General features: G+C 38.2%; 20 protein-coding genes and 1 riboswitch. Of the genes, 15 read left to right on the forward strand and 5 right to left on the reverse strand.

What is annotated here, in order from left to right:
* Window positions 1–77 precede the first annotated feature (77 nt).
* The 3 genes from BMX40_RS08520 to BMX40_RS08530 are packed head-to-tail and all read left to right on the forward strand — an operon-like array spanning window position 78 to window position 3896.
* Window positions 78–1604 carry a spore germination protein gene (locus tag BMX40_RS08520; protein WP_090868820.1) on the forward strand — a complete coding sequence of 509 codons (1527 nt, stop codon included), beginning with the start codon at window positions 78–80 and terminating at the stop codon, window positions 1602–1604.
* A complete protein-coding gene (locus BMX40_RS08525) occupies window positions 1601–2722 on the forward strand; it encodes a GerAB/ArcD/ProY family transporter (protein WP_090868822.1) in 1122 nt (373 codons plus the stop codon). Before BMX40_RS08520 ends, BMX40_RS08525 begins: the two co-directional genes overlap by 4 nt.
* Complete coding sequence (locus BMX40_RS08530) at window positions 2709–3896, forward strand: Ger(x)C family spore germination protein (protein WP_090868824.1); 1188 nt, start codon at window positions 2709–2711, stop codon at window positions 3894–3896. Before BMX40_RS08525 ends, BMX40_RS08530 begins: the two co-directional genes overlap by 14 nt.
* 195 nt (window positions 3897–4091) lie before the next feature.
* Here BMX40_RS08530 and BMX40_RS08535 read toward each other — a convergent pair whose 3' ends face one another.
* A complete protein-coding gene (locus tag BMX40_RS08535) occupies window positions 4092–5102 on the reverse strand; it encodes a DUF3231 family protein (RefSeq protein ID WP_090868826.1) in 1011 nt (336 codons plus the stop codon).
* Window positions 5103–5349: 247 nt separating this feature from the next.
* Between BMX40_RS08535 and BMX40_RS08540 the strand changes: the two genes are divergently transcribed.
* Window positions 5350–5604, forward strand: coding sequence for a transcriptional regulator SplA domain-containing protein (locus tag BMX40_RS08540; RefSeq protein ID WP_090868828.1), 255 nt, complete (start codon window positions 5350–5352; stop codon window positions 5602–5604).
* Window positions 5597–6625, forward strand: coding sequence for a spore photoproduct lyase (gene splB / locus BMX40_RS08545; RefSeq protein WP_090868830.1), 1029 nt, complete (start codon window positions 5597–5599; stop codon window positions 6623–6625). Before BMX40_RS08540 ends, splB begins: the two co-directional genes overlap by 8 nt.
* A gap of 230 nt (window positions 6626–6855) precedes the next feature.
* On the opposite strand, the gene BMX40_RS08550 is transcribed toward splB, so the two are convergent.
* Window positions 6856–7239, reverse strand: coding sequence for a TIGR02328 family protein (locus tag BMX40_RS08550; RefSeq protein WP_090868832.1), 384 nt, complete (start codon window positions 7237–7239; stop codon window positions 6856–6858).
* A gap of 11 nt (window positions 7240–7250) precedes the next feature.
* Window positions 7251–8036 carry a nucleotidyltransferase domain-containing protein gene (locus tag BMX40_RS08555; protein ID WP_090868834.1) on the reverse strand — a complete coding sequence of 262 codons (786 nt, stop codon included), beginning with the start codon at window positions 8034–8036 and terminating at the stop codon, window positions 7251–7253.
* Between the two features lie 155 nt (window positions 8037–8191).
* On the opposite strand from BMX40_RS08555, the gene BMX40_RS08560 reads away from it, so the two are divergent.
* From BMX40_RS08560 to BMX40_RS08575, 4 genes are all read left to right on the forward strand, one after another.
* Window positions 8192–8431 carry a DUF378 domain-containing protein gene (locus BMX40_RS08560; RefSeq protein WP_090868836.1) on the forward strand — a complete coding sequence of 80 codons (240 nt, stop codon included), beginning with the start codon at window positions 8192–8194 and terminating at the stop codon, window positions 8429–8431.
* Between the two features lie 212 nt (window positions 8432–8643).
* The gene (locus BMX40_RS08565) at window positions 8644–9069 is read left to right on the forward strand and encodes an OsmC family protein (protein ID WP_090868840.1); all 426 of its coding nucleotides are present in this window, start codon (window positions 8644–8646) and stop codon (window positions 9067–9069) included.
* Window positions 9070–9182: 113 nt separating this feature from the next.
* Window positions 9183–9506: a DUF4870 domain-containing protein gene (locus tag BMX40_RS08570; RefSeq protein ID WP_090868842.1), complete on the forward strand. Its 324-nt coding sequence runs from the start codon at window positions 9183–9185 to the stop codon at window positions 9504–9506.
* Between the two features lie 287 nt (window positions 9507–9793).
* Window positions 9794–11836: a PAS domain S-box protein gene (locus tag BMX40_RS08575; RefSeq protein WP_211753618.1), complete on the forward strand. Its 2043-nt coding sequence runs from the start codon at window positions 9794–9796 to the stop codon at window positions 11834–11836.
* 53 nt (window positions 11837–11889) lie between these two features.
* Here BMX40_RS08575 and BMX40_RS08580 read toward each other — a convergent pair whose 3' ends face one another.
* Both BMX40_RS08580 and BMX40_RS08585 read right to left on the reverse strand, forming a co-directional pair.
* Window positions 11890–13224 carry a DUF5667 domain-containing protein gene (locus BMX40_RS08580; protein ID WP_090868846.1) on the reverse strand — a complete coding sequence of 445 codons (1335 nt, stop codon included), beginning with the start codon at window positions 13222–13224 and terminating at the stop codon, window positions 11890–11892.
* Window positions 13225–13307: 83 nt separating this feature from the next.
* Window positions 13308–13392, reverse strand: a riboswitch (cyclic di-GMP riboswitch).
* Window positions 13393–13529: 137 nt separating this feature from the next.
* The gene (locus BMX40_RS08585) at window positions 13530–14120 is read right to left on the reverse strand and encodes a cell wall hydrolase (RefSeq protein WP_090868847.1); all 591 of its coding nucleotides are present in this window, start codon (window positions 14118–14120) and stop codon (window positions 13530–13532) included.
* Between the two features lie 430 nt (window positions 14121–14550).
* Here BMX40_RS08585 and BMX40_RS08590 point away from each other — a divergent pair, with 430 nt between their 5' ends.
* The 6 genes from BMX40_RS08590 to narJ are packed head-to-tail and all read left to right on the forward strand — an operon-like array spanning window position 14551 to window position 21392.
* Complete coding sequence (locus tag BMX40_RS08590; RefSeq protein ID WP_244513440.1) at window positions 14551–14979, forward strand: hemerythrin domain-containing protein; 429 nt, start codon at window positions 14551–14553, stop codon at window positions 14977–14979.
* Window positions 14980–15014: 35 nt separating this feature from the next.
* Window positions 15015–15329, forward strand: a complete 315-nt coding sequence (locus BMX40_RS08595) for a hypothetical protein (RefSeq protein WP_090868849.1) — start codon at window positions 15015–15017, stop codon at window positions 15327–15329.
* Between the two features lie 21 nt (window positions 15330–15350).
* Window positions 15351–15611, forward strand: coding sequence for a hypothetical protein (locus BMX40_RS08600; RefSeq protein ID WP_090868851.1), 261 nt, complete (start codon window positions 15351–15353; stop codon window positions 15609–15611).
* A gap of 1 nt (window position 15612) precedes the next feature.
* Window positions 15613–19293, forward strand: coding sequence for a nitrate reductase subunit alpha (locus BMX40_RS08605; RefSeq protein ID WP_425287849.1), 3681 nt, complete (start codon window positions 15613–15615; stop codon window positions 19291–19293).
* Window positions 19283–20803, forward strand: coding sequence for a nitrate reductase subunit beta (gene narH / locus BMX40_RS08610; RefSeq protein WP_090868853.1), 1521 nt, complete (start codon window positions 19283–19285; stop codon window positions 20801–20803). Before BMX40_RS08605 ends, narH begins: the two co-directional genes overlap by 11 nt.
* On the forward strand, window positions 20790–21392 hold the full coding sequence (gene narJ / locus BMX40_RS08615) for a nitrate reductase molybdenum cofactor assembly chaperone (RefSeq protein WP_090868855.1): 603 nt from the start codon (window positions 20790–20792) through the stop codon (window positions 21390–21392). The genes narH and narJ overlap by 14 nt, the downstream gene beginning before the upstream one ends.
* Window positions 21393–21416: the final 24 nt, after the last annotated feature.

Here is a 21416-nt window from a genome sequence, read left to right on the forward strand (position 1 = left end):
AACATTCATCAACTTGAATAAAAATACCAAGAAATGGGAATCAAAAGAATGAACAAATAACTTTTCGAGGAGATGCAATGTCCAAGCGATCACGATTTCGAACTCGTTCCCAAAAAACAAGTGAATATACAGTTGAAATTACTACTAACTTAGATGAAAACCTTCAAAGTGTCAAAAAAATGCTCGGTGATCCAGATGATTTAGTAATCCGTGAAATCCCAGTTGGGAAGACCCAAATAAAATGTGCGGTTGTGTTTATTAGCGGGCTAGTCGATCAAGATCTGGTTGAAAACAATATTATAAAACCAATCCAATACAATCGCAAAACGTTTGAAATGGGCTTACTAGAATCGGTAAATCAGGAAGTAATTCCATTATCCGATGTTCAGCAAGTAAAAGCATTAGATGATGTGTCATACGGAATTTTACAAGGCAATACTGCAGTTTACATAGATGATTTTGATCAAGTATTAGTTATAGGAACTGCAGGTGGGAAAAGTAGACAAATTGAGGAACCCCCATCTGAAAGGCTAGTACGTGGGCCTCGAGCTGGTTTTGTAGAGCAAATACAAACCAATATGTCCTTGCTTAGACAAGATTTAAAAGATCCCAATCTTCGTTTTGAGACACATGAGGTTGGCAGAAGAACAAAGCAAAAACTCGTTGTTACTTATATGGAGGGAATCGTAAACCCTGACTTAATCAAGGAAATTAATCACAGGTTAAAAACAATTGATACCGATAAATCACTGGACTCTGGTCAAGTTGAACAGTGGATTGAGGATAGTTTCTTGTCTCCATTCCCACAGCTAATGGATACCGAGCGTCCGGATCGAGTTTCATCTGCATTAATGCAAGGAAAATTTGCCATTTTGGTAGATGGTACACCTTTTGTTCTTATAGCTCCAGTTACACTTGTTGATTCCCTTCAATCTCTTGAGGACTATAATCAGCGCTGGTTAACGTCTTCCTTGTTTCGTATTTTGCGTTTTATTTCTGCTTTTATTGCTATGTTTTTACCAGCTTTATATATTGCGCTTGTTTCCTATCATCCAGATTTATTGCCTACTCAATTGGTCATTTCGATTGCAGCCTCCAGAGAAGGCGTTCCTTTTCCTGCTGTCATTGAGGCTGTTGCCATGGCAATAACGTTTGAGATCTTACATGAAGCAGGGATTCGTTTGCCGAAATTAATTGGATCTACCATTGGAATTGTTGGAGGGCTAGTAATCGGAGAGTCGGCGGTTAGTGCAGGAATTGTAAGTCCGATTATGGTTATTATTACGGCGCTTACAGCGATTGCCTCGTTTACAACACCGCAATATAGTGTGGCAATCGCATTTCGGGCTATGCGGTTTGGTTTTATGATCGCTGCTGCCATCTTTGGCCTGTATGGTATTATTTTAATTTATATTATGGTAAACATTCATTTGGTGAATTTAAAAAGTATTGGAATTCCATACTCAACGCCATTTGCACCGAGTTTTATTAAAGATTGGAAAGACTTAGTTTTTAGGGCTCCATTATTAATGCTGACTGGTCGTCCAAAGTATTTAATGACCCAAGATAAAAAATCGAGCAATAAGGGAAGGAGCAGGACATGACGGATTTCAAATACGCTGATGAACATATTGGTGACAGGGAAATAATGATTGCTGTTCCTTCTACTGTTGTGGCAGTAAGTGTTCTAACTCTACCCAGGTATTTAGCTGAATCAACAATTGCAGCCGATGCATGGGTGTCTTTACTTTTTGGTGGGGGAATAGCTATTGTATTAGTTTGGTTAGCGACTAAATTAGCGGTGAAATTTCCGCGCCAATCGTTCCTGACTTATACATCGCGTTTAGCTACCAAACCAGTAGCCTATCTATTCTCGTCCCTATATATTATTTTAGGTGTCATGCTTACTTCTTTTGAAATTAGGGCGATCTCGGAAATATCCCATCAATATTTATTTGATAAAACACCAATGGAAGTAGTAAGTTTAGCTTTTTTATTCGTTGTCACTTATGCTGTAGCCGGTTCAAGAGCGGGGTTATTTCGTCTGCATTCTCTGTTCTTTCCAATTGCATACGGAATAACCTTGTTTGTTATCTTTCTATCTTTTGCATTTCTAAATGTAGAAAATTGGATGCCAAGATTTCAAACCGATTTCGTAGGATACAGAAAAGCAATGCAAAGTAGTGCACTCTCTATATCAGGATTTGGCATGGTTGGTATGGTTCTTTTCTATATCTCTCTAATAAAAAGTCCACAAAAAACGCCAAAGAAAGTTTCTGCAAGTATGCTTTGGGTTCTCATTTTGTATGTAATCATTTTTATCACTTGTATATCTGTATTTGGGAATGTAACAACTGCTAACTTATTGTTTCCAACAATTGAATTATCAAGAGCCATCGAATTGCCCGGCGGTTTTTTTAATCGATTTGAAACATTATTTTTTGTAGTTTGGACAATGGCTATCTTTAATACAGCGACCATGACCTTTGATATAGCTGTTTTGGGATTGCAAAACTTATTTCCTAAAGTAAAGAAAATTAGATTTGTCATTCTATTGGTTCCATTCATTTACTTGATAAATGCAATTCCAAGAAATTTTACTGAGGTAACGAAACTAGGGGAGTTTATAAGTATTTATGGTTTTACCTTAACAGCAACTGTAACCGTACTTTTATTACTATTAGCAAAGGTTAGGGGCGTGAAAAAAAGTGAAAAATCGTAAACGGAGGTATCCAATAATTCCACTGTTTTGTTTACTGATTTGCTCTGGTTGTTGGGACAGTCAGGATCTAGAAAGCCGCGCATTTAATTATGTTGTAGCTATTGATTTAGCTGATAAAAGTAGAAGCGATCACTTTCAAATAACCGTTACCAATCAGTTTGTTGTACCTGCCGGTGTTGGTACGTCAACAGTTGAGAGCGCTGGACAACGCCAGGCTTTTCGCAATGTTTCCAGTTCGGGTGAAAGTCTAGTGGATATTAATCGGGAAATTTCTACGATGCTAAGCAGAACGATTTCTTCCCAACATTTAAAAGTGATTCTAATCTCATCGGAAGTCGCTAAACAACCAGAGCTATTTGGAAAAATCATGGATTTTTTTCTGCGTGATCGCGAAATGCGTCGTGGAATGAAAGTAGCTTTTGTGGAGGGGAATGCTGCACAGTTACTTCAAGTGAAACCAGAACATATAAATATTCCAGGCGAATATATGGAACAATTATTGGAAAATCACTCCAATGCCGGGACGATTGAGCCACTGAAGGTAGGCGACGTTCAGGAGGGGCTCTTGAGTGATTTGAATTTCATTGCGCCACGGTTAAAAGCTACGGAGGATATGAACATAGAATTCGATGGGATTTCCGTATACAATAGTCGGTTAAATCAGTTAACGGGCTCCCTAGACCGTGAAGAGACAAAGGGATTAAATTTTTTATTGGGCAAGGTGAAAGATGGAACAATTAAGGTGAACCTAAGGGAAAATATAGCAGTAATTGAAAACTTAGATTTAAGTCACCAAGTTAGTGCGGATGTCAAGGATGAAACGAATATTAGGTTTACGATCGATCTTTTTGTTAGTGGATCAATTGCAGAGGTATTTGGACAAGAAGATGTGACGAACGACACCATTTTGAAGGAATTGGAAACAGCCTATCAAAAGGCAGTGGAAAAGAAAGCAAAAGAAACTATTCAAATTGTTCAAGAGGAACTACAAACAGATGCGCTTCGATTAGATCGGTACCTCATGCAACACCATTATCAGTTGTGGAAGAAGATACGAAAAAATTGGGATACACGTGAGAACTACTTTTCTAATAGTGAGATCAAAGTGAATGTAGAAACGAATATTGAGCATCCAGGAACATCCAATAAAACAAAGGAAGGGGACGGAGATTAAACATGTGGCAATTCCTAGTAGAATTATGGCCGGGAAAATTATATATCTTTTGTACGTTTTTAGCCTTTGCGATTCCTTATTTAACGTATAAAACAAACCAGTTACTACATAAACATGGCGATCCCCCCTGGAAGAAGACAAATGAATAGCTGGTGCCAGGCACTTGTCGCAATGCGACAAGTGCCTGGCACCAGGTTATCTCTTATGTTTAATTAGTTCTCCGCGGTCAGAGGCGTGTGGGGGCCGTTCTAACCAACCGTTATCAATCATTAAATTCATTCCATCCTCCGCATATAAACCAACTTCTGCAGTTAATCTCGTATAGCTTGTTATTAAGTCTCTGCGTTGACTCATCGAAATTGCAGATCCGTAGTTGCCTATTCCAGATCCATTTAACAAACTAATATGGTACATCATTAATTTATCAGAAAATGGTGACTCAGTGGATTCTAATACTTCGTGATCCCATGTCATTGGTACTGGAAGGTCATAATCCCGTAAATAGTTAGCGAAGATATCTGTATGTTTATTCGCTATTTCCTTTCCACGCTGCATGAATGAACGAACTTTTTTTAATTTAGCTACTTGAGCAAAACCTAAAGAAAGTGCTTCTCCGAGTTTATTGGTTTGGACATTTGCATAAAGGTGCATTACTTCTTGACCAGTATAGGGCCGTTGTTCCCCAAACCATCCCGCAAGAAAATTCTGTTTTTCTACAAAGCTAACATCTTTTTGATAAGGAATATAGGGTGGACGTATGTCAATACCTTTTGATAATAAGAGAGACGTTGATTCATTATATAATTCAGTAGTTGAAGCGAGACAGTTTGAAAAGAATTCACGAATATCTTCTCGTATGATATTTGGGAGAATGATTCCATACATAGCCATTCCGCCTTTGGCCATATGTTTTATATAGTGTAAGAAAAGAGTGTCCAAGAATAATTGAGGGGCTTCCGTATTCACATCCTCCTCCGTAAATCCAATTGGAATAGCAATTCCTTCGTCAGCAAATATTTGTTCAATTGTATCAATATGTTCGATTGATATGTTCATTGCTTGTTGTATAATGGGCTGAATATCTTCATCTTTTACTTTTTCTAAGAAATAAGTAAAGACACAAATGGACATAGAATCAAACATATAGTTGGACCATAGACTAGAAAGCTCAGCAGAAGTTAATCGAATAGGGTGTTCTGTCTCCATTGGTAATCTCCTTTTATCGTTTATGGATATTTTCCCCAGTTCAGTTGGAGTTATTCAAAAGAGTGTTTGTCAATTCAGTGAAGGTGAATGGCTACCACACTTAATCCATTAAAAAATTCTTTTCATTAGTACTACCCTAACATTAATGCCAAAAAGTGCTAAACAGTACTACATCTGTTACAAGAGTTTACATAATTTAACTGCAGTGAGGGATAATGAAACTAATTTGAATAAAGGTAAGGTGAATATGTTGAATCAAGATTTTAGACCAGGTGAAGTAGTATATATTATTATCCGTAATCCACATGCACAGGATGTGGCTCAAGTACAACAAGCAGCAGTCGTTGAAAATCCTGAAAAACCAAATGAATTAGCATTATTTGCTCATGAAAATTACTATCCATTCTCTGAGGAATTTGCCGTGTTTAAAACAGAAGAGGAAGCAGAATCCGCCTACAAAGAAGCCTTTGGTACTGTAGAAATTGAGGAATTCTATGGTTAAACCATTTGTTCCACAGCTTGTCTATGTAGAACCACGTGCAATGGAATATCCTTTAGGGAAAGAATTAGTTGAGAAATTCGAGAATCAAGGTATCGAAATTCGGGAAACGACATCACACAATCAGATTCGTAATCTACCAGGAGAAAATCATTTCCAAAAATATCGGATAGCCAAATCAACATTAGTTGTAGGGGTTCGAAAGACGTTAAAATTTGATACGTCAAAACCTTCCGCAGAATATGCGATTCCGTTTGCAACTGGTTGTATGGGGCATTGCCATTATTGTTATTTACAGACGACAATGGGGAGTAAGCCATACATTCGAACCTACGTGAATGTAGATGAGATTTTTGATAAAGCGGAAGAATACATGAAAGAACGCGCACCAGAGCCAACTCGATTTGAAGCTTCTTGTACTTCCGATATAGTAGGTGTAGACCATTTAACACATACATTAAAAAAAGCAATAGAATATTTCGGTGAGTCTGAGCATGGGAGGCTGCGCTTTGTAACAAAGTTTGCTCATGTAGATCATCTATTAGATGCAAAGCATAATGGTAGGACAAGGTTTCGTTTTAGTATAAATGATGACTATATTATTAAATACTTCGAACCGGGAACCTCACGTTTACATGAACGAATTGAAGCTGCTGTAAAAATTGCTGAAGCAGGGTATCCGCTAGGCTTTATCGTAGCTCCTATTTATTTGCATGAAGGTTGGAAAGAAGGATACTTGGAAATGTTTGAAAAACTTGAAGCAGCTCTGCCTAGTCATGCACGAAAGGATTTAACGTTTGAGATGATCCAGCATCGCTTTACGAAGCCAGCAAAGAGAGTGATACAGGAAAATTATCCGATGACAAAGCTTGAGCTTGATGAGTCGAAGCGGAAGTGGAAATGGGGAAGGTATGGGATTGGAAAGTATGTTTATACGAGTGAGGAGCAGGAGGATATTAAAGACACATTAGGTGGCTATATGCAACGCCTTTTTCCTGAAGCAAAGCTTGAATATTTTACGTAGGAAATGCGAATTGGACAAGGGTTAGTTTTAAGTGGGTGATTCATAAATGACTTCTCCCCTTAAGGTAGACGGATGGTAAAAGGGTAAAAGTCCTGTTTACCATAAGGGGAGTTTTGGACTTTGTATAATGAAGGGGCGTTAATGGTGGAGACAATGAAGAAAATCGTAAAACGGGTCAGCGAGTGAAGGCGGCTCGAGATCACCTGAAAAATATCATAAAATCTAGTTTTCTAATTGAGCAAAATTCCTTTTGCATTGAGGTTGTCCACACATTCTCTGTAATAGGTATCATCATGTTCTGGATAGATCGGAGCTTGAATTGGGAACCGATCATCACCTAACCTCAATGTATCCTGATCATGAGGTGGACAATTTTTCCCGCGATAGCTTGGAATTTTCCACATTTGATCTACTTGATAGCCTCTTTGTTCCATTTCATTCATTACTTTTTCATGATATAGAAAAAGTCGGTAAGGCGAATAATTGAAAACATAGTTTACTGTAGCATGTGGCTTTCTCCAACCATTTCCCCGGAGCGCACAGCATTCTCGATGCTGCCCCAGAAGCTGCTGGCGTGGTAATTTGCTAAGTAATAGTTCATGCCATAAACGCATAAGGCACCTCCTTATTTGAATACTTGTTCTAAAGTGGAGCGAAAGAGTTTATCTAATTGGTCCGAATTAGAGAAGGGTTTCTTAGGTAAAGTTTTTATATACGCATTTATTTGTTGGAGCTCCTGCTGAATATACTGATGAAAATGTTCCATTTCGTTACGGTCCAATGTTTGATATCCAGCGAGCTTTGTTTTTAACATGCTTTCTATCTCATCTTTCGCTGTTCCTTCTGGCACAATCTGATGGATTAGCTCGGAATAATTGGTTGGAGGAAATGAATGATTTGTTTTTATCCAACGAGCCATTAGGATGGGACGCAACACATTGAGATAGCCTTTAACAAATCCTGATTCCATTTGTGACTTTTGAAGGTTACCTTTTGCCATATTTACATAATGTAACAAGCATGCCCTTGGACGAAAGTACGGTGGCAGCAATTCATGTATTTTATTGATTACGTCATTATTTTGGTAATATACAATTCCTGAATGTAACCATTCCAACAAGGAAGGATTGGATTTACGAAACAGACGAAGTGTTTTCGTTAGTTCCCAGCCAGCTAAATCTATACGATGCTCTGATACGATTTGTTCTATTACATCGCGCTTATGACCAATACCGATAGGATCAATGCTTAAGTAGTAGGAAGGAGGATGAACATAGATAAAACGAACATCGTAATCACTTTCATTTGATGCACCCCCCCAATTTCTACTGCCTGACTCGCAAGCATAAAGAATTTTGATACCATTTACCTTTTCCATGTTGTTTAATATGTGGAGGATTTTCTCCTTCATGATTTCACCCCTATCTTTCAACTTCTATAGAAGCTCATTTTACCATAGTTTACTACACTAACTGAGATACAGTATTTCCAAATATTTTCAGTCGGTGTATGTTTAGGGAAAGATCGGGAAAAATATTTTTAAATGTAGTAAAGGAGGTTTAGTAAATGAATGGAATCCAACGTCTTGCATTAGCACTAGTCATTATTGGAGCAATAAACTGGGGACTAATTGGGTTATTTCAATTTGATTTAGTTGCTGCCGTATTTGGAGGTGGTGAACAAAGTGCATTTTTAGCTCGGATCATCTATTCCTTAGTTGGTATTAGTGGTTTGGTTTGCCTTTCCTTATTGTTTAAAACAGACGAAGCATATTCGAAACAACGTACGACTAGACTGGATACCTAAGTGTATTGAGCGTGTTTTAGGTGGGATGTTGAATGTCTTTTCCTAAACGCGCTTATAAATATTTTTCTTATCCCTAAGATGGTTTTTTCGTCAAAAATTGATTTTCTCTTTAAAAACTCACTAAGCATGTGGTGAGTTTTTTTCTTGTCATAATTAGTAAATAAAGGGAAAATATAAATAGGATTTATAATTTGTAGGGAGTTGATGAGGGAATGAATTTAACGATTAAATGGGATGACAAAATGGCTTTTTCCAGTACAACACCTTCAGGGCATGAAATAAAAATGGATGCAGCGGAACAAGTTGGTGGAGAAAATACCGGAGCAAGACCTACAGAACTGCTGTTGAATGCTGTTGCAGGCTGTACGGGTATTGACATCATTTCAATATTGAAAAAGATGCGATTAGAACCAACTGCTTTTCAAATGGATGTGAAAGGAACACGAGCTGAAGATCATCCAAAAAAATTTACCACCATTCATATTCATTATGCTCTAGATGGTGAATTACCTGAAGATAAAGTCGTACGAGCAATTGCGCTTTCTAAAGATAAATATTGCTCCGTTTCTCATTCGTTAAGTGCTGAGATTGAGGTGACTTATTCGATTAACGGACAAGAAGGAGAAAAGAGTATTTAAAATGGGTGTTACACCCATTTTTTTATTCAAAAAATAGAATTTTGTTCTTCTTAAAGACGATAATCCTGTATAATATAATGTGGAAACATATTAAAAGTAAGGTGGTGAAAATAATGCCAAGTAGTGATGAGAGACTATTAGCCATGTTAATTTATTTAGTTAGTTTTTTTGTACCTATTTTAGGGCCCTTACTTATTTGGTTATTAAAACGAGATGAATCTGACTTTATTGATTATCATGGGAAAGAGTATTTTAACTTTTTCATTTCTTTTACAATCTATTCGATTATCAGTGGTATTTTAGTCTTGGTGTTGATCGGATTCGTACTGTTATTTGTTGTTGGTATCTTGCTGTTTATATTTACAATTATCGCACTATTTAAAGCGTATCAAGGGGAAAGATATCGAATTCCATTGGTTATTCACATGATTAAATAAGTTTGGAAAGGACTGCCTGACTGATAGGTAGTCTTTTTTAGTTTAATCGGAGTAAAGAATGCCTAAAATAATAGTAGTAGTTTGAAATTATCTCGCATGAAACGGGAAGTAATATCCCACTTCAAACCTCGAGTTAAATGCTGGTCGAACCCATAAATGTCGGATTTTGTTACAACTAACAGTGGGGAAAAGGAAAAAGGAGCTTCCCCTATTGAATGAAGTATTGCTTTGGGTTATCAGAGAGTTTTTACGAAGAAGGCAAAATAGAGAGGAGTTACTTATCTGCGATGAAAAAGTTTTTAAATAAAATTGCTACAGATATGCATGCATTTATAAGTATGTTTGACTCAATAGAAGACTTGGTGTTTTTATTACATGCAGACGGAGATTCCTTTCGTTATGAGTACGTAAATAAAACTGGATTAAAGATATTGGGGTATCCAGATAAGATTATTGGGAAAAAAATTGAAGAAGTAGTAACTCCTGCAAGAGCGAGTAAATTAATTAAAAAATATCGTGAAGCTGTTGTGACGAAAGAAACAATCTATTTTGAAGAAAAAATCCAGGGATATAATGATGCGTTCGTAATGGGAGAAACTTCTTTGAATCCTATTGTTACAGAGGATGGTATATGTGAACATATTTTAGCCATTGTAAGAGATGTTACAGACCGTAAGCAAAACGAACTTGAATTAAAATCGATTCAAAAGCGATTAGAGAAAAATCAAAAGCGAATGGAATCTTTAGTGCGACATAATCAAGATGCCGTATTTGAACTCGATAAAGAGGGAAACTTTGTCAGTATCAATGAAGCAGGAGTACAGATTATTGGATATCGTAAAGATGAAATTATTGGTACTTCTTCGTTTCAGCTAATTCATGAAAATGATTTACGGAATGTACTTGATATGTTTTCCAATGCATTAACTGGAAAGACAGGCTTTTATGAGACTTGGATTAGGCATAAAAATGGAACGCTTATTTTGGTAGATGTTAAAAACATCCCGATAACTGTAGATGGTGAAGTAGAAGGGATTTATGGAATAGCTGCTGACATTACAAAGAAACGAGAAATGGAAACAGAAATGGAACGAATAAAAAATGAGCTGCAGCTAGTTTGGGATAATACGTCAGATGGAATTTTCTTATTATCACAAGAGGGAGAACTTTTATCTACCAATCCAAGGTTTGAAAAAATGCTTGGGTACCGTAATGATGAACTAAAAAGTCATTCGGCTAGTATAATTCCAGAGGATGACATTACCGGAGACGAATCGTTTTTGGACATGCTACGGGAGAGTAACGATATCATTAACCTAGAGGTAAAGCGGTATACCAAAGGAGGAAGTGTGCTTGATGTGTTAGCTTCTTATCGACCAATCAACAAGGGAGATATTCTAGCAGTTGGTATGTATAAGGATATTACCGATCGGGTTATGATGCAAAAACAATTGGAAGAAAGTGAACAACGATATCGAAAAATAGTGGAGCTATCTCCAGAAGCGATTATCATTTTTCGAGAAGGAGTTATGGAGTACATAAATAAAACTGGAGTAGAGTTACTAGGTGTTAGGAAATCAGAGGGAGACAGGAATGAAGCTATATTCGATTATATTCATGTTGAAGACCACCAATTGTTTAAGGATTTTATTTCCAAGGTAGAATCGAGGCCAGATGAAGATCTATCCATTCAATTACGACTCATTCGGAATCACGGAGAAACGATTTATACTGAAGTGACAGCAGCCCCTGTCGATCACCATGGTAAAAAAGCAGTTCAAGCGATATTTCGGAATATCACGGATCGTGTAAAACAGGAAGAACAGTTAACATTTATGGCATTCCACGATCCACTTACGGGTTTAATGAATCGACGAGCATTCAATGAGGCGATTGAGGAAGCAATAAAAGATGCAAAACAAAAGGATCAATTGATTGCCGTGCTTTATATGGATATGGACAATTTCAAGGATATTAACGATACGTTAGGTCATGATGTTGGAGATAAACTTTTAAAGCAATTTGCGAATCGGCTAAAACAAAATGTAAGGGGAGAGGATGTGCTTTGTCGGGTAGGTGGGGATGAGTTTCTTGTCTTATTGAAAAATATCACAGATAGAGATTATATCGTTGAAATCTCAGACCGCATTTACGATGCAATGCAAGAAAAATACTTGATAAAAGGAAATGAATTACAAGTTACATCTAGCTTCGGAATAGCTCTTTATCCAGAAGATGGCTTGACTGCAAGAAGGCTCATTCATCATGCTGACGTCGCATTATACACCGCAAAAGAACAACGAAATAACTACGCATTCTTCTCCAAATAAAGGTGCCAGGCACTTGTCTATTTTTGACAAGTGCCTGGCACCTATTTTAGTAACTATTCTTCATTTTTGCCGTTATTTTTGTTGTTGTTGTTTTCAGGTTTATCTTTATTCTGCTTACCTTGATTTTTATTATTTTTTTCTTCAGCTTTTTTTGTAGCCTCTTCTTGCTTTTTAGCAGCTTTTTGGTTTATTTCTTCCTGCTTTTTATCTTGTTCACGTTGCTTCTCTTCAGCCTTTTTCTCAGCTTCTTTTTGTTTTTCAGCATCTTTTTTGCTTTGCTCTTGTTGCTTTGTCTCTTGCTGTTTTTGTTTTCCCTCAGTCTTCTTTTCCGCTGCTTTCTGTTTTGCTTTTTGTTGCTTATCCTCAGCTTTATTCTTTGCTTTTTCTTCTTTGTTTTGGCTTGTGTTCACAACTTTTTCAGTTTCCTTATTCATTTCTTCAGCATCTTCTGTTAGCTCTTCTTTTATCTCTGTTTCTTCTTCTGAATATTCTTTGTTAATTTCGGCTAGTTCTGCTTCATATTCTTCTTGATCAATTTTTCCTGCTTGCAATTGCTCTTCAATTCTTGACATCTTTTCATCGGCCATTTGAGCTTTTTCTTCCAGTTTAGCCAATTTTTTGTTGAGCTTTTTTTCCATTCTTTCCTGAGCTTTTGCTATATTTTTTTGAAGTGCTTCTTTTGCTGTAGGGTTGGTGACTTTTTCCATGGCTGCAGTTAATGCAACGATATTGGCAGAGAATTTGTTTTCTAGTTCTGTTCGAATTTGGTCCAGTTCATTGGAGTCTTCGGATTCATCCTCATTTGACTCATTTTCTGACTCGGTTGATGAATTACTTTGTTGCGTATTTTCTTCTGATTCAGAATCAGTTTCCTCTGTTGAATCAGCTCCTTCATACTTAGCAAGAGCGGCTTCTTGTTGTTCTAAAGCTATTTCAAGAGCTTCTTGTGCAAGTTTTTCTTCTCCGTTTGCAAATAAATATTCAGCTTCTTTAATACGTAATTCAGCAAATTCGGCTAGTAATTCAGCCTCCTTAACATCATCAAAGGTTAAAGCAAGTTGAACGTTTTCCTTTAACTTTTGAACGAAGTAAAAGAAATCTCCAGGTAAAAGGGAAAGCTCCTCCTCTAAATCTGTGTCAGAGTCCTGAGAAGATGTTTCAGAATCATTCTCTTGATCTTCTTGTGATCCTTCTTCTGGATTATCAGTACCATCGTTGTCTTTATTTTCTTGTGATCCTTCTTCCGAGACTGTCTCATCAGCTGATTCCTCGGTTTGCGAATCCTCTAATTCTTCATGTTCATCGGCAGAAATAGAAGTAGAGCTTAGTATTAGTGCGAAAATGGTAGTAAATATACCTACGATTAGTTTGTTACTCGTCTTTGACATAAAAAAACCTCCTAAATCAAATAGTTAATTTGAATCAGAAGAATTTTGAACCAACTCGATAGGTTTTGAGTTATTCTCCATTCTTCAGCAGTCCAGCCACCATAGTTCAAACACCGTAGGCCTGTGACTTTGCGTCTCTATTTTTCAATAGATTTGCCTTTTTCAAATGAGGAACAATTCATTTCCTTGTCCATCATTATGATTGAATCTATCATATGATAAACCCAATATAGTTGTATATAGGAAATATGTACTATGGTGCCAGGCACCTGTCAAACTTCGACAGGTGCCTGGCACCGACTTTTTTATTTTGCAAATACGTGATTTCCGATTGTTTTTGTTGTTTCTCTTGTTTTGATCCAACTGCTTTGTGCAGTTTCTGGATTGTAGAAGTACAGGGAACCATTTCCTTGGCCTTGGAATGCAATTGCTTCGTTAACTGCTTTCATGTCTTCATTTGAAAATCCATCATTTATGGCACCATTTTGAACCGGTGAAAAGGCATAGTGTCCATTTGAGCGTTCGTAGATTACTTCTTTAATTGTATTCGGGAATTCATTATGATCAACTCGGTTTAGAACTACCGTTGCCACGGCAACTTTACCAGCATAGGGCTCACCTTTTGCCTCAGCATTTACTAGTTTAGCCATCAATTCCTTTTCCGCTTGACTAACCGGTGCATGTGGAATGTTGATTGTCTCACCGGCATACAAAAGACTACCTGTACGGTTATTTTCATTTAATAGACTTAGAACGGGAACTCCGTATTCATTAGCGATTGACCAGAATGAATCGCCTTTTTGTACTTTATATGAAGCTGCATCAGCACTAACTGGTAGTGAGATTACGCTAATAGATAATGTTGTTATTAATAAAAGTTGTTTTATTTTGTTCATGTGATAACCTCCTCGTTATTTTCACGCTCAACTAAGAGATTACTAGATGTAACATAGTTTTTCAGCACCAATAAATGCCAATTAGTCTATGAATCTCTGGATACTAGAAGTAGCAAGAAGCGACAACAAAACTGGGAAAAATATCCTTATCTCATTTTTTTACAATTATTGGATTGCTTGGTACGGATAGGATGCAGTATGACATACATTTCGTAAATGTTACGTAGCGCAGCTAAAGACAAATAACTGTAATAAAAGGATAATTTGGTGCCTGGCACCTATTGGGCACCTTTCGTGGAGGAGTTGTCGAATTTTGGTGGTTGATAGGTCTGAGTTGATAACTAGGGAAGTATATTTTTGGTAATTGTGCATCATAATGGGTAATGTGTATTTTTGTACTAGTACTAGGCTTGTGTTAGGAGGTGAAGGGATGTCCATTAGGGTGTCAGGTCCAGGGTTGAAAAGTGTGGATAGTCATGCAGCGATTCACGAAGCTGCATTGAATGAAGCGAAGGAATTAAACCATATACTTGGACGCTTATTAAAGGATAATCAGAAGGAAAAAGCGTTAGAAACAGCTTATATTGCTGTTGAACATTGGGAAACTCGTACGTTAAGACATGCAGAAGCAGAGGAAAACGGATTGTATAAAGAAATGATCGAGGAAAACCCGGATTTAAAGGATGAAATAGTTGCTTTAACTCGCGATCATGATACGATGCGTTATTTAGTGAAAGAAATTAAGCATTCTTTAGAAATGGATGGATTCGATGAAGAGGTATTACAGCAGTTTCATGCTCTGGTACATGTTGATATGTACCATAATCTAGAGGAGGAAAGAATATTGCCACATCATTAATACCGGGAATAATAAACGATTGGAGGAATTTGCTGATGTCCAGTAAACATGATGCGGAAATAAAATCGTTATTGTCGATTTCACCGAAAGCATACCGATTTATCGTGAATGAATTAGAAGCGAATTATCATATCCACTCCTATGATATTCAAGCGAGTGGCATTAAGAAAAAGGATGGGATTCACATTATCTTGCGTTTTGGTGAACAGTTCACAAATAAGGAAGAGCGTTTTTTCCTAAATAAGCAAGTTGAATCATTAGGAGATGAATTACGGGAGTTTGTAGAGTCAACTGGAGAAACGTGCAAACAAGTTTTAATTGATGACTACTTTAAGACGATGGCTCCATAGCACAATAAAGGAGGAGAAAAGTTGTTTCTATTTGAAAATGAAGCAGATTTTGTCCAGGATCGAGAAGATTTATTACATGTGTTACGAATGAGATTCGGTGATATCGCTCCAGGTATCGTGGAAAAAATTTATGAGATTGATGATCTAGAAGCTTTAGAACGTTTAATATTAGTAGCTGCGAATGCACCAACATTGCGTATCTTTTTAGAAGAATTGGAAGCCGGTAACAATAGCTTTAAATTAGTAGGTGAACGATTTAATCCGATTGAAGGGGGGCAATAATGTGGTGAAGAGAAGTAATAAATTACTGGAATCCTTTAAATACCTTAAACGTGGTAAGGAAATTAATGATGGTTGGACAGAAGAAAGCCCTCGCCCGCGTGATTCGGAAGATATTTATCGCAGGAGATGGCAGCACGATAAAATTGTTCGTTCTACTCATGGAGTCAATTGTACTGGTTCTTGTAGTTGGAAGATCTACGTAAAAGATGGAATCATCACATCGGAAACGCAGCAAACAGATTATCCCTCTACTGGTGATGACTTTCCAGAATACGAACCACGTGGGTGTCCCCGAGGTGCAAGCTTTTCATGGTATACATATAGCCCAGCAAGGGTTAAGTATCCTTATATCCGAGGCGATTTATATAATTTTTGGAAAGCAGAAAGAGAGCAAGGACATCACCCGATTCAAGCTTGGGAAAACATTCAAAACGACCCTAATAAAAGAGAGCAGATCGTAAAGGCTCGTGGTAAGGGTGGATTTGTACGAGCAGATTGGAAAGAAATTTGTGAGATTATCGCAAGCTCCTTAATTTACACAATCAAAAAATATGGACCAGATCGTATCGTTGGGTTTAGCCCAATTCCTGCTATGTCAATGGTAAGCTATGCAGGGGGTGCCCGTTTTCTATCCTTGTTAGGTGGTACATTGCTTAGTTTTTATGATTGGTATGCAGACCTTCCACCAGCTTCTCCGCAGGTTTGGGGTGACCAAACAGACGTACCTGAAAGTGCTGATTGGTACAATACAAAATATTTCATTATATGGGGGACAAATCTTCCGCAAACCCGAACTCCTGATGCACATTTTATGGTAGAAGCGAGGTATAACGGTACAAAGGTTGTAGGCGTAAGCCCAGATTATGCAGAATATGAAAAGTTTGCAGATGTTTGGTTGCCAGCTCGAGCAGGAACAGATGGTGCACTTGCGATGGCGATGACCCAAGTAATCTTAACTGAATTTTATGTAAAACAACATACAGCCTATTTCACGGATTACGTGAAACGATATACGGATCTACCTTTCCTTGTTATTTTACGGGAGCATGGGGACGAATACCGAACAGATCGATTCTTACGCGCATCTGATGTAACGCAGTCTCATAAGCTTGGCGAATGGAAAACAGTTGTTTGGGATGAAACGACCAATAAGATCGAGGTACCAAATGGTAGTCAAGGATATCGTTGGGATGACGGGGACAAATGGAATCTCGAAATGAAGAATATGGATGGATCTCCGATTGATCCAAGATTAAGTTTTATTGAAGAATCGGATGACATCGTACAGGTTACGTTCCCATATTTTGCTGAAGAAGAAGGTGGAGCCGTAACTCGAGGTGTTCCGATTAAACGGATCAAAGACAATATAGGAAATGACTTAGTCATAACAACGGTATACGATTTAATGATGGCTCATGTTGGAGTGAATCGAAATCTCCCTGGTGATTATCCAACAGACTACAATGATGAAAAGCCATATACTCCAGCGTGGCAAGAAAGTATAACTGGCGTAAATCGTAACCATGTCATCAAAATAGCAAAAGAATTTGCTGATAATGCCGCCCGAACAAAAGGTAAATCAATGATTGCCATGGGAGGGGGAACAAACCACTGGTACCATAGTGATCAAATTTATCGTTCCATTCTAAACCTCATTTTGCTAACAGGATCTCAAGGAGTAAATGGGGGAGGATGGGCTCACTATGTCGGTCAGGAAAAAGTACGCCCTGTTGAGGGGTGGAATCTAGTTTCTTTTGCAAGTGACTGGGGAAATATACCGCGATTACAAAATGGTACTTCTTTTTTCTATTTCGCAACCGAGCAATTCCGTTATGAAACCGAGATTAATAAAGAGAACACAACATGGAGCGGGAAATATAATCATATGCACCCTGCAGATGTAAATGCTCTATCAGCTAGATTAGGCTGGTTACCATCATTTCCACAGTTCTCACAAAATTCGATTGATATTGTGAAGGAAAGTCATGCACAAGGAGCTGAAACCGAAAAAGAAATCATTGAAGATGTCGTACGAAAAATTAAATCAGGTGACATTGAATGGGCAATCGAAAATCCAGATGACCCACAGAATTTTCCAAGGGTGTTCTTTAATTGGCGTTCTAACCTATTAGGAGATAGTGGAAAAGGACACGAGTATTTTGCCAAACATTTAATTGGTGGAGAGCATCAAGTAATGACAAACACGGAGAGCTCGTGGCAGCCAGAACATGTAAATGTCTCAGAAGTGCCGCCAGAAGGGAAGACCGATTTATTTGTCAGCATTGATTTTCGAATGACAAGTTCAGGGTTATTCTCGGATATTGTTCTTCCAACAGCAACATGGTATGAAAAATTTGATATTAGTAGCACGGACATGCATCCATTTATCCATCCATTTAATGCTGCAATCTCCCCACCATGGGAAGCAAAAAGCGATTGGGATATTTTTCGTGAAATAGCAAAAGTATTTTCCAAACTGGCTGAAGAACATTTGCCAGCTACAGAGGAATTACTAATGCGTCCGCTTGGTCATGATTCTCCTGGTGAAATTGCACAAGTATATGGAAAAATAAAAGATTGGCGAGATGGCGAAGTGGAAGCGATTCCAGGAAAAACCATGCCCAATTTACAAGTTGTGCCTCGAGATTATCCGAATATCTATCAAAAAATGACTACTATTGGTCCGGAAATGAAGAAGGGGTATGGTGGTAAAGGTGTTTCCTTGCCTGGTGATAAAGTATTTGATGAATTAAAGGATCGTCTTGGGGTGTCAAAACGGGAAGGAATCGGAAAAGGAAATCCAGATCTGTTAACAGATAAAAAAGCAATTAATGCCATATTGCTCATGTCTGGAGCAACGAATGGAAAGCGTGCGGTTGAAGGCTGGAAGTCTATGGAGGCCAAAACCGGTCAGAAGTTAACGGAGATTGCCGAAAATCGGGAAGAAGAGGATTTCACACTTCAGTCCTTAACCGTTCAACCGAGAACATCGATTTCCACGCCGATGTGGAGTGGGATGGAAAAAGACGGCAGAAGGTACTCCCCGTTTACGGTCAATAAAGAATATAACATTCCATGGCGTACGCTAACTGGGAGACAAAGCTTTTACCTAGACCATGAAATGATGTTGGACTTTGGGGAAGGGTTACCGCTTTATTTACCACCATTAACAAAAGGTCCATTTATGAAAAATGAAAAAGGTGTAGAGGATTCTGGACAATCGTTAACGGTTCGTTACCTAACTCCACATCAAAAATGGGGAATCCATACGATGTTTACCGAATCAACTCCAATGGTTCAGCTATTTCGGGGCTGGCAAGTAGTGTGGATGAACGAAGATGACGCTAAATCAGTAGGGATCAAGGACAATGATTTCATTGAAATCTACAATAGAAATGGTGTTATTGCAGCTAGAGCAGTATTAACCTACCGAATCCCTAAAGGAATGGTTTATATGTACCACGCCCAGGACAGAACGATGGGAGTGCCAGGCACCTCGATAAACAAACAACGTGGTGGTACCCATAATAGTGTTACAAGGATTACGTTAAAACCTACTCATATGATTGGTGGGTATTCTCAGTTAAGCTATGGCTTTAATTATTATGGACCAACCGGTCATCAGCGCGATACGATGGCAATTATCAGAAAGCTGAAGGAGGTTGATTGGCTTGAGAATTAAAGCACAAGTTGCGATGGTTATGCATTTGGATAAGTGCATAGGCTGTCATACATGTTCGGTTACTTGTAAGAACACATGGACAAACCGTCCAGGAACGGAATACATGTGGTTTAATAATGTAGAAACCCGTCCTGGTCCAGGCTACCCAAAGCGATGGGAGGATACCGATCGCTATAAAGGGGGATGGGAGCTACGAGGTGGAAAACTAAAACTCCGAGCAGGAGGCCCAATTTCCAAGCTAGCTAACATCTTCTACAACCCAAATATGGCTGAGATGGAGGATTTCTATGAGCCGTGGACATATGAATACGACAATTTGATTCATCGTCCAAAAGGAGATAACCTTCCTGTTGCTCGACCAAAATCTCAAATAACTGGGAAGTATATTGATAAACCAGAATGGGGTTCTAACTGGGATGACGATCTAGCAGGCGGTAGTGAGGTTGTTCCATTAGATCCCAATGTAGAGAAAATGCAGGAACATATTAAAATGGAATACGAAAAAACGTTCATGATGTATTTGCCACGTATTTGTGAGCATTGTTTAAATCCATCTTGTGTAGCCTCATGTCCTACAGGCGCTTTGTATAAGCGTGATGAAGATGGAATTGTGCTGGTTGATCATGATGCTTGTCGTGGATGGCGTTTTTGTCAGAATGGTTGCCCTTATCACAAGGTTTACTATAACTGGAATACCCATAAAGCGGAAAAATGTAACTTTTGCTATCCAAGAACAGAGGCTGGTCTCCCAACGATTTGCTCTGAAACGTGTGTTGGGCGTATTCGTTATATTGGTGTTGTTTTATATGATGCGGATAAAGTAAAGGAAGCGGCTTCCGTAGAGGATCCGCAAGACCTATATGAAGCGCAACTTTCCTGTTTTTTAGATCCATTTGATGAAGAAGTACAGGCAAAGGCTAAAGAAGCAGGAATAACAGATGCCTGGTTAGAGGCTGCTCAAGAATCTCCAGTTTATAAAATGGCAATGAAATGGAAGATTGCTCTTCCTTTACATCCTGAATATCGTACAATGCCAATGGTTTGGTATGTACCACCATTAAGTCCAATTATGAACCATATTACGAATGAAGATGATTTGGATACAGATGGCTATATTCCAGCTGTTGACCAGATGCGAATCCCTGTTGAATATTTAGCATCTATACTTGCTGCAGATGATAAAGAGGTTGTTCGAAAAGTGTTACTTAAACTTTCGGCAATGCGCGTGTATATGCGTGGAAAAACAGTGGGAGGAATTGACGAATTCAAACAAAGTGAATTAGTCAAACAAGCGAATACAAGTCCAGAAGAAATTGAGGAAATGGCACGGTTGTTAGGTGTTGCTAAGTATGACGAAAGATATGTGATTCCAACAGGAAGAAGGGAAATGGACGATGACCTTCATTATAAGCAGGGAACATGTAGTCTAGAAGACTTAGCACCGCCAGAGGGAGTTAACCCTACATTTGGTTACCTGAAAGCGAGAGAGAAAAATTATGAATCAGGATAAACGTGTTTTGCTAATTGGTGCTTCACGATTATTAAGTTATCCTACAAATGGATTTAAAGAGGACCTTAAGGAATTGGACGAATTAATCGTTGAATCGATCGAATCCGAAGAAATTAAAACCACTTGGAAAAAAGCTTTTCTCGCATTTACCTTACTTTCACAGCAAGAAATTCAGGAGCTTTATGTAAGTACATTTGATTTACGCGTGAAATCAGGTCTGTATTTAACTGCTCATGAACTTGGAGATAGTAACAGACGAGGAGCAGCGTTAATCAGGTTGCAAAACATAATTAAAGAAGCAGGTTTTGAAAGAGAAGATAAGGAGCTCGTAGATTATATACCGATGCTTCTAGAATTTCTTGTAGTTGCTCCTGCATCTGAGGAAAAAGAGAGACTTGAATTTCGTCTCGGCGTTGCTGTTAAACGGATAATCAATCATCTTGACCTAGGTAACCCATATATGGAAATCCTCCATTTGTTAATGGATTATGTATTTCCGGAACCAACACAAGAAGCGATTGAACAATTGGAAAACAACCGAGAAGAGGCAGACTTAGAAGAACTACCTTATCCCATTATGTATCAATAGGGATAAGGTATCCAATTAAACTCA

This window comes from Oceanobacillus limi, from assembly GCF_900111445.1.
In the GTDB taxonomy this organism is placed as follows: Bacteria; Bacillota; Bacilli; order Bacillales; family Amphibacillaceae; genus Ornithinibacillus; species Ornithinibacillus limi.